This is a genomic window from Cyanobium sp. Cruz-8D1 (assembly GCF_024345975.1).
Classification (GTDB): Bacteria; Cyanobacteriota; Cyanobacteriia; order PCC-6307; family Cyanobiaceae; genus Cyanobium.
In genome coordinates this window covers 1-13,350 of the sequence record NZ_JAGQCD010000059.1, presented here as the reverse complement: position 1 = coordinate 13,350, position 13,350 = coordinate 1, and the positions used below count along the sequence as shown (strand labels likewise).

At 66.2% G+C, this 13,350-nt stretch carries 14 protein-coding genes and 1 pseudogene; 9 read left to right on the top strand and 6 right to left on the bottom strand.

Features of this window, described 5'->3' with window-relative positions; all coding sequences use genetic code 11:
* From KBZ33_RS19500 to hisIE, 4 genes and pseudogenes are all read right to left on the bottom strand, one after another.
* Positions 1-2,667, bottom strand: a pseudogene (locus tag KBZ33_RS19500) (hypothetical protein); the annotation flags it as partial.
* 94 nt (positions 2,668-2,761) lie between these two features.
* Positions 2,762-3,334, bottom strand: a complete 573-nt coding sequence (locus tag KBZ33_RS19495) for a hypothetical protein (RefSeq protein WP_254955065.1) — start codon at positions 3,332-3,334, stop codon at positions 2,762-2,764.
* A 38-nt stretch (positions 3,335-3,372) separates the two neighbouring features.
* Complete coding sequence (locus KBZ33_RS19490; RefSeq protein ID WP_254955066.1) at positions 3,373-3,738, bottom strand: hypothetical protein; 366 nt, start codon at positions 3,736-3,738, stop codon at positions 3,373-3,375.
* Positions 3,735-4,397 carry a bifunctional phosphoribosyl-AMP cyclohydrolase/phosphoribosyl-ATP diphosphatase HisIE gene (gene hisIE / locus KBZ33_RS19485; protein WP_254955081.1) on the bottom strand — a complete coding sequence of 221 codons (663 nt, stop codon included), beginning with the start codon at positions 4,395-4,397 and terminating at the stop codon, positions 3,735-3,737. Before hisIE ends, KBZ33_RS19490 begins: the two co-directional genes overlap by 4 nt.
* 99 nt (positions 4,398-4,496) lie before the next feature.
* Here hisIE and KBZ33_RS19480 point away from each other — a divergent pair, with 99 nt between their 5' ends.
* The 5 genes from KBZ33_RS19480 to KBZ33_RS19460 are packed head-to-tail and all read left to right on the top strand — an operon-like array spanning position 4,497 to position 8,442.
* Positions 4,497-5,009, top strand: a complete 513-nt coding sequence (locus KBZ33_RS19480; RefSeq protein WP_254955067.1) for a 6-carboxytetrahydropterin synthase — start codon at positions 4,497-4,499, stop codon at positions 5,007-5,009.
* A complete protein-coding gene (locus KBZ33_RS19475; protein WP_254955068.1) occupies positions 5,006-5,962 on the top strand; it encodes a permease in 957 nt (318 codons plus the stop codon). The genes KBZ33_RS19480 and KBZ33_RS19475 overlap by 4 nt, the downstream gene beginning before the upstream one ends.
* Complete coding sequence (locus tag KBZ33_RS19470) at positions 5,959-6,666, top strand: TIGR03943 family putative permease subunit (RefSeq protein ID WP_254955069.1); 708 nt, start codon at positions 5,959-5,961, stop codon at positions 6,664-6,666. The genes KBZ33_RS19475 and KBZ33_RS19470 overlap by 4 nt, the downstream gene beginning before the upstream one ends.
* The gene (locus KBZ33_RS19465; RefSeq protein ID WP_254955070.1) at positions 6,663-8,030 is read left to right on the top strand and encodes an Ig-like domain-containing protein; all 1,368 of its coding nucleotides are present in this window, start codon (positions 6,663-6,665) and stop codon (positions 8,028-8,030) included. The genes KBZ33_RS19470 and KBZ33_RS19465 overlap by 4 nt, the downstream gene beginning before the upstream one ends.
* A 10-nt stretch (positions 8,031-8,040) precedes the next feature.
* Positions 8,041-8,442, top strand: a complete 402-nt coding sequence (locus tag KBZ33_RS19460) for a Fur family transcriptional regulator (protein ID WP_254955071.1) — start codon at positions 8,041-8,043, stop codon at positions 8,440-8,442.
* Here KBZ33_RS19460 and KBZ33_RS19455 read toward each other — a convergent pair.
* Positions 8,432-8,839, bottom strand: coding sequence for a tellurite resistance TerB family protein (locus KBZ33_RS19455; RefSeq protein ID WP_254955073.1), 408 nt, complete (start codon positions 8,837-8,839; stop codon positions 8,432-8,434). The two genes, KBZ33_RS19460 and KBZ33_RS19455, sit on opposite strands and share 11 nt — an antisense overlap.
* Before the next feature lie 105 nt (positions 8,840-8,944).
* Between KBZ33_RS19455 and KBZ33_RS19450 the strand changes: the two genes are divergently transcribed.
* The 4 genes from KBZ33_RS19450 (at position 8,945) to KBZ33_RS19435 (ending at position 13,023) form a co-directional block, all read left to right on the top strand.
* Positions 8,945-10,030, top strand: coding sequence for a GTP-binding protein (locus tag KBZ33_RS19450; RefSeq protein WP_254955075.1), 1,086 nt, complete (start codon positions 8,945-8,947; stop codon positions 10,028-10,030).
* A gap of 101 nt (positions 10,031-10,131) precedes the next feature.
* Positions 10,132-10,275, top strand: coding sequence for a hypothetical protein (locus tag KBZ33_RS19445; RefSeq protein WP_254955077.1), 144 nt, complete (start codon positions 10,132-10,134; stop codon positions 10,273-10,275).
* Positions 10,276-10,366: 91 nt separating this feature from the next.
* Positions 10,367-11,458, top strand: a complete 1,092-nt coding sequence (locus KBZ33_RS19440) for an extracellular solute-binding protein (protein ID WP_254955078.1) — start codon at positions 10,367-10,369, stop codon at positions 11,456-11,458.
* An 8-nt stretch (positions 11,459-11,466) separates the two neighbouring features.
* The gene (locus tag KBZ33_RS19435) at positions 11,467-13,023 is read left to right on the top strand and encodes an iron ABC transporter permease (protein ID WP_254955079.1); all 1,557 of its coding nucleotides are present in this window, start codon (positions 11,467-11,469) and stop codon (positions 13,021-13,023) included.
* A gap of 15 nt (positions 13,024-13,038) precedes the next feature.
* Here the strand turns inward: KBZ33_RS19435 and KBZ33_RS19430 are convergent, their stop codons facing one another.
* Positions 13,039-13,182 carry a hypothetical protein gene (locus KBZ33_RS19430; protein WP_254955080.1) on the bottom strand — a complete coding sequence of 48 codons (144 nt, stop codon included), beginning with the start codon at positions 13,180-13,182 and terminating at the stop codon, positions 13,039-13,041.
* Between the last annotated feature and the right edge of the window lie 168 nt (positions 13,183-13,350).

The following is a 13,350-nucleotide window of genomic DNA, read 5'->3' as shown; positions in this document are numbered from 1 at the left end:
ATGCCGTTCCACCTGCGTCACATCGGCTCCCAGCACATTCGTGAACATCACCACATCTCGATTGCCAGCCGTATAATCCAGATCGCTGATCTGCTTTCGATCTCCTCCCTGCGCAATCACATACACGGCATCTCCGATCCCGCCATTCAGGCTGTCGTTGCCACGACCGGCCACCAACCAGTCACCACCTGAGCCGCCACTCAATACATCGTTTCCGGCTCCTCCAATGATCAGATCCTGCCCAACTGAGCCTTGAAGATGGTTGGATGGTGCAAACCCTCGGAATAGTTGATGCTCCGAGAGAAGTTGGTAGAAGATGCTGTTTGGAAGCTTCTGAGCCGAGGCATACTCCTGAATCCTAGCCAGAATCAACTCGCCTTCATCCCCTAGCGACCTCAAGGCTCGACTCAGACGGAACAGCTTGAGAAAGTCTGAGGACTGAAGGACATGAGCATCAAGATAATTTGCCACCTTCGCAAGAGTAGTGCTTGAAGACTCCGAATGAATAGCTCCGTCAGGTCCAACGAAGTGCTGCAGGATGGGCCAGCCATCCGTCTGAAGGATCAACTGATCTTCCAACTGGAGACGAAAATCCTCGTAGGCCTTATGCAGCATCGTCACTGAAGCCCCAACGGGGCGAGGATCAACCCAACCTTCGCGATAAGTCTGACCGAGCAGACGTTCCATGACAGCCAGGCGTCCGTCAATGGAGTTCCAGTTTGATACGTCCTGCTCGGAAGACACTCCGACCCAGTAGAAGATCAAGGGATCAATCAATGCCTCCCGCTGCACGGTGCTGCCTTGGATCCATCGTTGCAAGATCGATCGCAAGTCACCGGATAGATCCGAGGCCATGGCCTGATGTAAGTCCGGAACACTGCCCATCCCCTTCAAATCAGGAAGGCTTGCCAGTCCTTCGTCTAGTAGAACAGGACGAAGCCATTTCGTCCGTGCCTGATCTACTCGAAACCAAACATCGTTCATGGATTGCATCGTTCCATCGGAAGCTTGGAACGCACCGATCTGAAGATGACGATTACCCTGAGGATCGGTCAAGCTTGACGCTGCATAGCCAACCCCAAGCCGAAGGACACCAGCCTCATTGAAGGTTTGAAGCTCGCCTTGATCGACAACGCCATTGCTATTTCCGTCCAACCAGATCTTCAGAGTGTTCCACGCTGAATCGAGATGATCAATGAAGTGATCTCCATTGTCGTCAAGAACTCTGAGGGCCTCAAAGCCGTTGGCGGCCTTACTCCCATTCGGTAGCAACGTATGATTTCCGAACAGTTCAGCTCCACTGTCGATGGTCCCGTTCCCATCAAGATCGCGAACCAGTAGACCATCCGTAGAACTGACCCACCCGGTCCGTTCAGCAAAGCCATTATCGTCGTGATCAAAAAAGATTCCAGAGGCACTCTCTGCCAAGGTGATAACACCATTTCGGTCAAGATCCAGAACAAGCGGGCATGAATAAGGCCTTTCCGCCGTCTGGAATTGATCTCTCATGGCCTCCATGCCTTTGTCCCAGAGATCAGCAAGGTGGCCAGCTAGAAACTCAGCCGTTTCGTCTGCATAGGCACTGCCAAGCATGGAAGCGGACAAGATCAGTCCACCAGCGGCCAACCAACCCAGGGGACCAGCGGCAAGAAGAGGGGCCACAGCAAGTGAAGCCAATCGGCCAGCCAAGATGGCCCCTGCATTCTCCAAAGCCCATTGGGTCAGAATCCGCTCAGCAGATTCTTGATCTCCTGCATCCATGGCCGCCTTAGCGTCATGGGCCACGGCAGCGAGGCTGACAACATCAGCAATATGGCCCAGCTGGTCCAGGGCCTTGAGCCATCGGGTTGTGCCGAGTCCGTTCTGAGCCTGAAGATCCTGCCTGTAGTGAACAGCCAGATTGTCCTGAGCTTTCCGGATGTCCTGAAGCGCCTCTCGATGAGCAGCAACCCTCTCTGGGGGAATGAAGTCCGCCATGGACCGCATCGGAGTATCGGGGGGAGGAGCTGTCCCATTGATGACATTCGAATCCTCGAAGAAGCTTCGGGCATCGAGGATGTATTGGTTTCTCTTCAGTAGTGGGTTCCCATCAGTATCAACGGCAATTTGCAATCTAGACGAGCGCTCTTCTGAAGCCGCAATGATAACTCGGAATGCTTGTTCTACCGTCATGCCGTTGAAGGCTGCTATTGGAATGCCATCAATGCTGGTGACATTAGGATTTCCAAGAATAATTGGGAGCTCCGTCTGAAAGAACACGCGACTCATGGATGCTCCACCAGTTATCGTTACGACTTCGCCCACCGCCTCTGCGGCAAATCGCGCAGACAACTCATCCCAAATACTATTTGGAATTCGAACTCCATCAACTGTATCGCCATAAAGAAAACCGCTAAGCCTATCTGGATCATCCTTGAATATCTCGTCAAACTTATCCGCCAGAAGATTATCCTTGTTTCCATTTTCATCGATCATATTGAGAAACTTACTCACTTCAGACTGATCGATGATGCGTACATCGTTTCCCGATTCCAAAAGCGAAACAGCCATCTCGCCCGCGCGAACAACTCCAGCCGATTGCGCCTCAAATCTGCCTGCTATCCCGCTGTAAAGGACAGTGACCGACCCTTTTGTATTCCAGTCGATCCTTCTAATCAGGCTGAGCAACTGCTCCTTAGTCTGAACCGAGGCGAGTTCAGCCCTTGCCTGCTGTGCAGTAAGCATGACGAAAGTCCAATGAGACTACTTTTTATGATCTAAACTAGAACTCAAACACAACAGTCCGATTGGGTGCAAATGAATTTCTCCTGCCGTCATATCCATAACAGCAAAGCGCCTCTTTAAGAATGGATATCGCCGTTGCAGGGTCGAGTCCTCCGAAGTTGTCAGGCTTGACACACACAATCGCCTTCCATACAATCCGATACGGATCATCCCTAAAACTGGTTGATCTATCGCCCAGGCTCAAAACAAATGAGAGAAGCCGATCCTCCATAGACAGGACAAATCTTCCTTCAGGCGGATACCCCCTGGCAGGATCCTCAGAAATCTCTCCCCAAAGAAAGAGGTCTCGCACAAAATCCCTTGTCCAGTAACATTTAGAACTTGGAGCGAACGGCAAGTCATACTTGACGATGTCCTCATCCGAGACCACTTCGTTCACGAAGGCCATCTGGATCTCTTCAAAGGCGATGGAGCCGAACGGGGGGAAGCCTTGATCCGCGATGGCGCTGTTGCCATCGCGCGGCTTCCCGGGAAACAGGAGCTGCACGTTGAGAACGTAACGATGGGGAAAGGATTCGGCCAGTTCCGGCAAAAAGCCGAAGGCCTGCATGTCCTGTTCCAGGCTTCCCGGGAGCGGTCAAGCCCCCCTCACCGATCCAACTCCAACCACTTCCGCGCCTCCACCGCCGCCTTCTCCTGCCCCTGCCGGTGCCCGAAGGCAAACGCCGCCACGCAGATCAACGTGATCGCCGCCGGCACCGTGCCCGATGGCAGCCGGTTGCGGTTGGCCAGGTCGTCCGGCAGGCCCCCCAGCGTCAGCACCAGGAAGCCCACCGCCCCCAGCGCCGTCAGGCCATAGAGAAACGGTGTGACCGTGCGGCGCGTCAGGGCGTGCAGCAGCAGCACCGCCAGACCCACCCAGGGCAGGCTTGAGCCCAGCGCCCACAGCCAGCGTTCTCCCGATCCATCGCTCAGCCGGCGGCGGCAGGCCAGTTCGCGCTTGAGGCGGCTCATTCGCGCCGTGGCGCGCCGCGCCGCTCGGCCAGCACCTCCTGCACCTGGCGCCAGTCGACGCCATGGTGGGCCAGGGCCACCTGGAGGTGAAAAATCAGATCGGCCGCCTCGCCGGCGATCGCCGCCGGGTCGTCGTCCTTGCAGGCCATCACGAATTCGGCGCTCTCCTCACCGATCTTCTTGAGGATGCGGTTGTCGCCCCCCTCCAGCAGCTTGTTGGTGTAGCTGCCGGGCTCGGGCCGCTGCTTGCGCCCGTTGATCACCCTTGCCAGTTCGGTGCACACATCCGCCGGTGGCGGCAGGGCGTCCGGCCCCCCATCCGAGGCCGTTTCCCCTTCCTCGTAGAAGCAGCTGCGGGCACCGGTGTGGCAGGCCACCTGGCCCACCTGCTCGATCGTCAGCAGCAGCACATCGGCATCGCAGTCGTAACGCAGCCCCCTCAGCTTCTGGAAATGGCCGCTGGTGGCGCCCTTGTGCCATAGCTCCTGCCGCGAACGGCTCCAGTAGTGCACCTCACCTGTGGCCAGGCTGCGCTCGATCGCCTCCCGGTTCATCCAGGCCACCATCAGCACCGCCCCGTCCAGCCAGTCCTGCGCCACCGCCGGGATCAGCCCCGCCCCATCGAAGCGCAGCGTGGCGATCAGCTCAGGGCCCACCAGCTGCCCCTCCCCACCGGGCGACGGCGGATGACAGGATCCAGGGGAAGCGGCGGTTGGAGCCCCCAAGGGACGCGACGTCAGCTGCAGTGATCCTCCCCCATGTCCACCCCCGCGGCCCACACCTGCAGCAAGAGCTACGGCGGCTTCCCCTGCTGCCATCGCCAGTGGCGCCACCCGGGCCACTGCCGTTTCGTGCACGGCTACAGCCGCAGCTTCACCTTCTGGTTCGCCGCCCACCACCTCGACGTCCACGGCTTCGTGGTTGATTTCTCCAGCCTCCAGCCGCTGCGCGAGCGGCTGGAGCAGCAGTTCGACCACACCTTCCTCGTCAACCACGACGACCCCCTCCTCTCCCAGTGGCAGACCCTGCATGACCAGGGCGCCCTCGACCTGCGGGTGATGGCCAACGTCGGCATGGAGGCCAGCGCCGAACTGGTGTGGGGCTGGGCCAACGAGCTGCTGCACCAGCGGGATGGCGGCCGCAGCTGCTGCTGGCGCGTCGAGGCCCGCGAGAACGAGGCCAATGCCGCCTGCTTCCGCGCCCTCCCCGACTGGTTCGAGGCGGGCGCCACCACCAGCTCCGCCACCCCGGAGCCCTGGCCGGCGCCTTGATCCTCACCCGACTCGCCACCGCCTGGGCCCTGTTCCAGGGGCTGTTGATCGAGGCGCTGCCCTTCCTGCTGATCGGCGTACTGATCTCCGCCGGCGCCCGCTGGTTCGCCCCGGGGGGGCGCTGGCTGCGGCGGCTGCCGTCCCACCCCCTGCTGGGCCCGCTCACCGGCGCCGCCCTCGGTTTCGCCCTGCCGGCCTGCGAATGCGGCAACGTGCCGGTGGCCCGCCGCATGCTCAGCGGTGGCGCGCCCCTCGGCGCCGGCCTCGGCTTCCTGTTCGCCGCCCCCGTGCTCAACCCGATCGTGATCGCCAGCACCTGGGCCGCCTTCCCCGACCAGCCCTGGCTGCTGCTGGCCAGGCCCATCGGCGCCGTGGTGGTGGCCGTGGCCCTGTCTCTGCTGCTGGGCCTGGTGAGCGAACCGCTGCTACTGCAGGCCGACCTGCTGGCCGAACGGCGCCTGCACCAGCCCCTGGCGGCGGTGGGACTGCTGGAGCGCTCCAGCGGCCTGGTGGGGGCCCCAACACCGGCTGAGGCTGCCCCGGTCCGGCCGCCCCTGGCCGAGCTGATCAAGCACGCCAGCCAGGAATTCCTGCAGCTGGCCCTGCTTCTGGTGATGGGCAGTGTCATCGCCGCCCTGGTGCAATCCTTCGTGCCCCGCAGCTGGCTGCTGGCGGTGGGCGGCGCCCCCACCCTCTCGATCCTGGCCCTGATGCTGCTGGCCCTGGTGGTGTCGGTGTGCTCGAGCGTGGATGCGTTCCTGGCCCTCAGCTTCGCCGCCCAGGTCACCCCCGGGGCCCTGCTCGCCTTCCTGCTGCTGGGCCCGGTGATCGACCTCAAACTCGTCAGCCTGCTCGGGCTGCTGTTCCGCCCCCGCGGCCTGGTGCTCACCACCGCCGGGGCGGGCCTGGTGGTGCTGCTGATCGGCCAGTGGGTCAACCTGTGGCGCCTGTGACTCCCCCACCGCTGCAGCGGGCCGCCCTCTGGCGCGCCGCCAGCCTCGGTCTCTGGGCCCTTGTGCTGCTTGTCAGCAGCATCGACGGCCGCCTCGATCTGCTGCTGCGGGCCGTGTTCCACCCCCTGGTGGCCCTCGCCGGCCTGCTGCTGCTGACGGTGGCCCTGCTGCAGCTGCGCCTCGCCTTCGGGCCCGGCCGGCAGGAGCGGGGCGACCGGCGCCAGGCCCGCACCCTGCTGCTCACCGCCGCCATCGCCCTGCTGGTGCTGCTGCTGCCGCCGGCCCCCTCCTTCGCCGACCTGGCCGGCCAGCGCCCCCGCGACGAGACCGCCGACAGCGAGCTCAGCTTCGTGTTGCCGCCCGCCCAGCGCAGCCTCACCGACTGGGTGCGGCTGCTGCGCAGCCAGCCCGATCCCAAGTTGTTCGCCGGCGATCCGGTGCGCATCAGCGGCTTCGTGCTGCCGATGGAAGGCGAACCTCCCCAGCTGGCCCGCCTGCTGGTGCGCTGCTGCCTCGCCGACGCCTCCCCGGTGGGGCTTCCCGTCCACTGGCCCGCCGGCCAGGCCCCCTTCCCCGCCGACCAGTGGCTGGCCATCGACGGGGTGATGGGCCTGGGGCCCGCCCCCGGCGGCGGCGAGCGGCTGGAGGTGATGCCCAGCCGCATCCGGCCGATCCCCCGGCCAGAGCGGCCCCTGGAACCATGAGCCCGCGCTCCCGCCTCCCCTGGGCCCGGCCCCTGCCCCTCTCCTTGAGCCTGGCGGCCCTGCTGGCCCTGCTCCAGCAGCAGCTGCTGTGGCGCCAGCCGCCCCGGCTCGACCGGCTCACCCCGGTGGCCGCCAGTTCCGGGCCCGCCGCCCTGCAGGCCCGCTTCAGCCGGCCGATGGATCCGGCCAGCCTCCAGGCCGCCAGCAGCCTCAGCCCGCCCCTGGCCCACCGCTGGCTCGGGGATGGCGACACCCTGCTGTTCAACCTGGCCCCCGACCAGCGCGTCAGTTCCCCCTTGATCCTGCAGCTGGCCGGCCGCGATCGCCGCGGCCTGGCCCTGCCCCCCCAGCGCTGGCAGTGGGATCCGCGCCCCCGGTTGCTGGCGGTGGTGCCGGTGGGCTCCGGCGAGCAGGTGCAGCTGCGCGAGCACGACGGTCGCTGGCGGCCGATCACGCCGGTCTGGCCGCGCATCACCATGCTCGAACCGCTCGGTAACGGCGAGGCCCTGGCGGTGGTGGCCCGCTCCGAAGCCGGCCGCTTCCGGGTCTGGCGGGTGCCGCTGCGCCAGCAGCCCCTGCGCCCCCTGGGCCGCCAGGGCAGCGCCGCGCCCAGCCCTGTGCTGGCCGGCGCGCCCGAGCCCCTCGGCGCCACCGACAGGGTGTTTGCCCATATCAGCGCCAACCGCCGCGGCGACCTGCTGGTGCAGGCGGGCGGGGAGCAGCCCGACCAGGTGAGCCTCCAGCTCTGGCCCGCCAGCGGCGGCCCGCAGGACCTGCCACTGGAGGCCAGCGGCGCGGTGCGGCTGCTGCCGGAAGGCGGCTCGGCGGTGGTGCCGGAGATCGATGGCCTCAGCCTCCAGGACCTGCCACCCCGGCCGCCCCGCCGCCAGACCCTGCCCGGCAGCCGCGACCTGAGCAGCTTCTGTCCCCGCGCCGGGCGGGCCCTGCTGGTGCGCCACTGGCCCGATTTCCGCCGCTCCCTGGAGCTGGTGGAGCCGGGCCTGGCCCCGCGCCAGCTCTGGATCGGCCCCCAGGCCCTGGTGGCCACGGCCTGCAGCCGCGGCGGCGAGCGCCTCTGGGCCATGCTCGTCGAAGGATCAGGCCGCCCGGCCCTCACCCTGGTCAGCCTCGACCACCGCGGCAGCGTGCTGGCCACCAGGCGCCTCAGCCGCTGGGAGCTGGAACCCGGCACCGGCCTCAGCTACGACCCCACCAGCGACCGACTGGCCGTCGTGCTGCGCCAACTGGAGCAGGCCCAGGGGGCCCCGCCACCGGCCCAGGTGGTGCTGATCGACGCCACCAGCCTCACCCCCGAGCCCCTCGATCGGGAGGCACTCCAGGCCATCTGGCTGCCGGCAGGGTAGAAACGGGACCATGCAGGCCCCCTCCGCCCCTGATCTCCCCCCCCGCCAGGCCTCCCTGCTGGCGGAGCTGCGCCAGGCCGACGGGGAGCTGAGCGGCCAGGATCTGCACGCCCGGCTGCGGGGTGGCCCCGCCGCCATGGGCCTGGCCACCGTCTATCGCCACCTGCGCCAGCTGCAGCAGCGGGGCCTGGTGCGCTGCCGCCACCTGCCCAGCGGCGAGGCCCTCTACGCCCCGACCGAGCGGGACGAGCACCACCTCACCTGCGTTGACTGCGGCAGCACCCGTGTGCTCAGCCACTGCCCGGTGCACAACCTGCACCTTCCCGGTGAGGACCTCGGCGGCTTTCAGCCGATGTATCACACCCTGGAATTCTTCGGGCTGTGCGAACGCTGCCGGGGCGTCAGCCCTTGAGGCTGTCGCGGTGCAGCACCGCCATCACCTCAAGGATCTGGCTGCAGCGCTCGGCCGGCACAGTGATGAGTTCCCCCAGCCGCTGCAGCATCTCCTGCTCCACCGGCTTGAAGCTGCGGTTGGTGTGCACCAGCAGGGCCGCCATCGCGTAGGCCGTCTCCTGCTGGGGTGGCGTCAGCACCGGCGCGGCCTCCATCAGCAGCGTCTCCCAGCCGCCGCTGCGCAACCGCCCCAGCAGACCATCGAACATCGCCCCCATCACGGCGTCGCCGAGCTTGCTGTACGGCGAGCGCACCTCCAGCAGCTGGCGCAGCATGGCGGCCTCATCGGCGTCGAGGGCGCCATCGCAGGCCACGGCGGCAAGGCCGATGGCGGCGAAGGCTTCGCTGGGGTTCATCGAACGGGTTCATCGGCCGCCATTCCAGCAGCCTTTACGGCGCCGGTAGGGGGCTCATGGGGCGGTCGCGCCGTCAGAATCCCCACAACGGCTTCGCTTCTCCCCATGACCAGCACGAACCTGGATGCCCCGGCAGCGGCAGCAGCGGTCAGCGAGGCCAGGCCGATCTCCGTGCCGGTGACGATCCTCACCGGGTTCCTGGGGGCGGGCAAGACCACCCTGCTCAACCACATCCTCACCAACCAGGAGGGCGTCAAGACCGCCGTTCTGGTCAATGAATTCGGCGAGATCGGCATCGACAACGAGCTGATCGTGGCCACCGGCGACGACATGGTGGAACTGAGCAACGGCTGCATCTGCTGCTCGATCAACGGCGAGTTGCTGGAGGCCGTCTACCGGGTGCTGGAGCGCCCCGAACCGGTCGACTACCTGGTGGTGGAGACCACCGGGCTGGCCGATCCCCTGCCCGTGGCCATGACCTTCCTCGGCAGCGACCTGCGCGACCTGACCCGGCTCGATTCGATCATCACCCTGGTGGACGCGGAGAACTTCGGCCCCGAGACGCTGCAGGGGGAGGTGGGCCGCTCCCAGATCGTCTACGGCGACATGATCCTGCTCAACAAGTGCGACCTGGTCAGCGAGGAGCGGCTGGAGGCCCTCGAAAGCGAGCTGCGGGCGATCAAGACCGAGGCCCGCATCCTGCGCTCGGTGAAGGGCGCCGTCCCCCTGCCACTGCTGCTGAGCGTGGGGTTGTTCGAGACCGACAAAGTGGTAGCCCAGCAGCAGGCCGCCGCCGCCGCCCCCAGCCACGACCACGAAGATCACAGCCACTCTGGCCACAGCCACTCTGACCACGACCACGGCAGCCATCCCGACCACCAGGCGATCGAGGGCTTCACCTCCCTGTCCTTCCGCAGCGACGGCCCCTTCTCGCTGCGCAAGTTCCAGAACTTCCTCGACAACCAGATGCCGGCCGGCATCTTCCGCGCCAAGGGCATCCTCTGGTTCAACGAAAGCGAGCGCCGCCACGTGTTCCACCTGGCCGGCAAGCGCTTTTCCATCGACGACAGCGACTGGCCGGGGGAACGCAAGAACCAGCTGGTGCTGATCGGCAAGGATCTCGACCACAAGCGGCTGCGCCAGCAACTGCTGGCCTGTGTGGCCAAAGAAGCCGGCAAGGGCTTCGCCTGATCGCCCTTGCTCTATCGCCCTTGCTCTTTTGGCCGAATGGCGGCAACCACTACGGAAGCACCGGCTGGCGCCGCTAGGGTTACCCCCTACGAACATTTCCCATGACCGAGTTCCTCCTGATGACGGGCGCGCTCGCCCTTCTCGGTCTGGTGTTGTGGATGGCGATGGACTCCGACGACGACAGCGGCGGTGGTGGTCTGATGCAACCCGCCCTGATCCCGGTGCGGCGCTCCACGTCCTACTGAGGCGTAAGCATTGATACGCGCCTTCGCGTCGTTTGGTCCGTCTGCCAACGGGGAGCCTTCATAGGGTCCGGGCACACCCCCGTTCCTCCCGATGCCCAGCGCCAGGCTCCCCCTTCGTCGTCTCTTGCTTCCCGCCGGCGGATCCACTGCCGTGGGCGCAGCGTTGTTGGCCTTCTTCGGCAGTGGCACGCCGCCGGCGATCGGCCAGTCCATAGCCAACCATCCCGCCATCGCCCAGGCAGGCGGCAGCATCGGTGTTTATTCCGGCCGGCACTACAACACCGACAAGGAGCTCTATCGCCAGTTCACTGCCCGCACCGGCATCAAGGTGAACGTGCTGGAGGCCAAGGACGACGCCCTGCTGGAGCGCCTCAAGAGTGAGGGCAAGAACAGCCCCGCCGATGTGCTGGTGCTCGTCGACGCCGCCCGCCTCGACGCCGCCACCGACCAGGGCCTGTTCCGGCCAAGCCGTTCTGCCGCCCTTCAGCGCGACGTGCCCGCCAACCTGCGCGATGCCCAGGGCCGCTGGTTCGGCCTGACGCGCCGGGTCCGCGCCGTGGTCGTCAATCCCAAGCTGGTGAATCCCGCCACGATCCGCACCTATGCCGACCTGGCCAAGCCGGCGTTGAAAGGCAAACTCTGCCTGCGGGAGCGCAAGAGCCCCTACAACCAGTCGCTGGTGGCCAGCCGCATGATCCTCCACGGTGATGCCGCCACCCGCACCTGGATCCGCGGCATGGTCGCCAACTTGAACCAGCCCTTCTTCACCTCCGACACCCCCCTGGCCCGGGCCGTCGCCAAGGGAGAGTGCGGCGTGGGCGTGGTGAACTCCTACTACGTCGCCCGCATGCTCTCCGGTGAAGGCGGCGCCCAGGACAAGCAACTGGCCCAACAATTGAAAGTGGTGTATCTCAACCCGTCCCACGTCAACATCACCGGAGCCGGTGTCACCCGCCATGCCAGGAATCCGCAGGCGGCGATCAAGCTGATCGAATTCCTGGCCTCCCCCACCGGCGGCCGCGGCTACGCCGAAGCCAACAACGAATACCCCCTCAAGGGCTTCGGCGATAATCCGATCCTCAAGCGGTTCGGCACCTTCCGGGCCGATGGCGTCTCGGTGCAGCAGATCGGATCCAAGAGCAGGGCGGCCACCCAGATGATGGAATCAAACGGCTGGAAGTAGGTCACCGGATGGGGGTTTTGGCAACGGCCGAGCGGGCAGCAGCCAACAGGACCGCGCCACCACTGCGGCGTGCACCCCTGGCGGCGGCCGTGCTGCTCGTCTGCGGCCTGGCCCTGCTGCCGTTCCTGGTCCTGGCGGGCTTTGCCGTGCGGGAGGCCGGCTCCAGCCGTCTCTGGCTGGGGAGCGAAGGCCTGGAGCAACTGACCAACACCCTGGCGCTGGTGGTGGGCGTTGGCCTGATCGGTGCCTTCCTGGGCACCGCCAACGGCTGGCTCACCGCCTGCTGCCAGTTCCCGGGCCGCCGCTGGCTGCGGCTGGCCCAGGTGCTGCCCCTGGCGGCCCCTGCCTTCGTGCTGGCCGCTGTGCTGGTCGACCTGGGCAGCCGCTGGGGTTTCCGCGTGCACGGCATCGGCTGGGCCGTGCTGCTGCTCAGCCTCACCACCTACAGCTATGTGTTCCTGCTCTCCACCGAGAGCTTCGCCGGCAGTGGTCAGCGCCAGCTGGAGGCCTGCCGCAGCCTGGGCGTGGGCCCCTGGGGCAGCTTCCGGCGGGTCGCCCTGCCCCTGGCGCTGCCCTCCATCGGCGCCGGGGTCGCCCTCAGCGGCATGGAGGTGGTCAATGAGCTCGGCGCCGTGGAACTGCTGGGGGTGCCCACCCTCTCGCGGGGCATCCTGCAGCGCTGGCAAGGCGAAGGGGACCTGCAGGGGGCCGTGGGTCTGGCCCTGATCGCCCTGGTGCTGGTGAGCCTGCTGGTGGGGGCCGAACGCTGGATGCGTCACCGCAGCCGCCGCTGGAACATCGGCCAGGACGGCGCCGGCACGTTGCAGTGGGAGCTGCGGGGCTGGCGTCGCCACCTGGCCCAGCTGCTCACCCTGGCGCCGCCCCTGGCCAGCCTGGGGATCCCCCTCACCTGGCTGGTGCTGAGCCGTGACCATCTCCAGAGTGATCCGCTCGAGGAACTGCTGGCCCTCACCGGGCGCAGCCTCGGCCTGGCCCTGGCGGCCACGCTGGTCACGGTGGCGGCGGCCCTGCTGCTGGCCATCAGCCGCCGCTGGCTGTCCCAGCCCCTGCTGGGCCGGCTCACCTTCTTCGCCGGCATGGGCTATGCGGTGCCCGGCACGGTGCTGGCCCTGGCCCTGATGCTGATCGGCGGACCGCTGCAGCTCAGCCCCCTGCTGCTGCTGCTCTGGGGCTACGGCGACCGCTTCCTGGCCGTCTCGAAACAGGGACTCGATGCCTCTTTCGAGCACATCCCCCCCAGCCTCGACGAATGCGCCACCAGCCTCGGCTGCGGCTGGCTGGCGGTGCTGCGCCGCATCCACCTGCCCCTGCTGCGGGGTCCGCTGCTGGTGGGGGCCCTGCTGGTGTTCGTCGACGTGGTGAAGGAACTGCCCCTCACCTTCTCGCTGCGCCCCTTCGACTTCGACACCCTCTCGGTGCGGGTCTATCAGTACGCCAGCGACGAACGGGTGGGGGCGGCCCTGGTGCCAGCGATGCTGATCCTGGCCCTGGGGCTGGCGGCTTCGGTGGCCCTGATGCCGAGCCTCGAGCGGCAGGAGAAATAAACCATCAGAGCGACCTCAGTCGCGGCCGCAACAGCACTTGCCGCCTTTCCACTTGGAGCATTTTTTCTGGCGGCAGCCTTTTTTCTTGGCCTGCGGCTGCGGACCGCGGACGCTGATGGCGGCGGGGCTGTCGGAAAGGCTGCCGAGGGACTGGGCCATGGGTCAGGCGAAGGTAAGGGGGGGGGTAGAAAAGAAAGAGATCAGAAGGCCAGGGGAGCACCATCCACCAGGGCCGGCGCCAGCCGCAGGCTGGTTGCACCGCTGGGGACCTGCAGCAGCTCGGCGGCCCGGATGCGGGAGATCAACCGGGTGGTGGTCACCCGGGTG

Bases quoted from the DNA above. Each gene is read 5' to 3' on its own strand.
- KBZ33_RS19465 (WP_254955070.1), top strand. From the start codon at position 6,663: ATGAGCCCGCGCTCCCGCCTCCCCTGGGCCCGGCCCCTGCCCCTCTCC.
- KBZ33_RS19435 (WP_254955079.1), top strand. From the start codon at position 11,467: ATGGGGGTTTTGGCAACGGCCGAGCGGGCAGCAGCCAACAGGACCGCG.
- KBZ33_RS19440 (WP_254955078.1), top strand. From the start codon at position 10,367: ATGCCCAGCGCCAGGCTCCCCCTTCGTCGTCTCTTGCTTCCCGCCGGC.
- KBZ33_RS19450 (WP_254955075.1), top strand. From the start codon at position 8,945: ATGACCAGCACGAACCTGGATGCCCCGGCAGCGGCAGCAGCGGTCAGC.
- KBZ33_RS19490 (WP_254955066.1), bottom strand. From the start codon at position 3,738: ATGAGCCGCCTCAAGCGCGAACTGGCCTGCCGCCGCCGGCTGAGCGAT.
- KBZ33_RS19495 (WP_254955065.1), bottom strand. From the start codon at position 3,334: ATGCAGGCCTTCGGCTTTTTGCCGGAACTGGCCGAATCCTTTCCCCAT.
- KBZ33_RS19460 (WP_254955071.1), top strand. From the start codon at position 8,041: ATGCAGGCCCCCTCCGCCCCTGATCTCCCCCCCCGCCAGGCCTCCCTG.
- KBZ33_RS19455 (WP_254955073.1), bottom strand. From the start codon at position 8,839: ATGAACCCCAGCGAAGCCTTCGCCGCCATCGGCCTTGCCGCCGTGGCC.
- KBZ33_RS19445 (WP_254955077.1), top strand. From the start codon at position 10,132: ATGACCGAGTTCCTCCTGATGACGGGCGCGCTCGCCCTTCTCGGTCTG.
- KBZ33_RS19480 (WP_254955067.1), top strand. From the start codon at position 4,497: ATGTCCACCCCCGCGGCCCACACCTGCAGCAAGAGCTACGGCGGCTTC.
- KBZ33_RS19430 (WP_254955080.1), bottom strand. From the start codon at position 13,182: ATGGCCCAGTCCCTCGGCAGCCTTTCCGACAGCCCCGCCGCCATCAGC.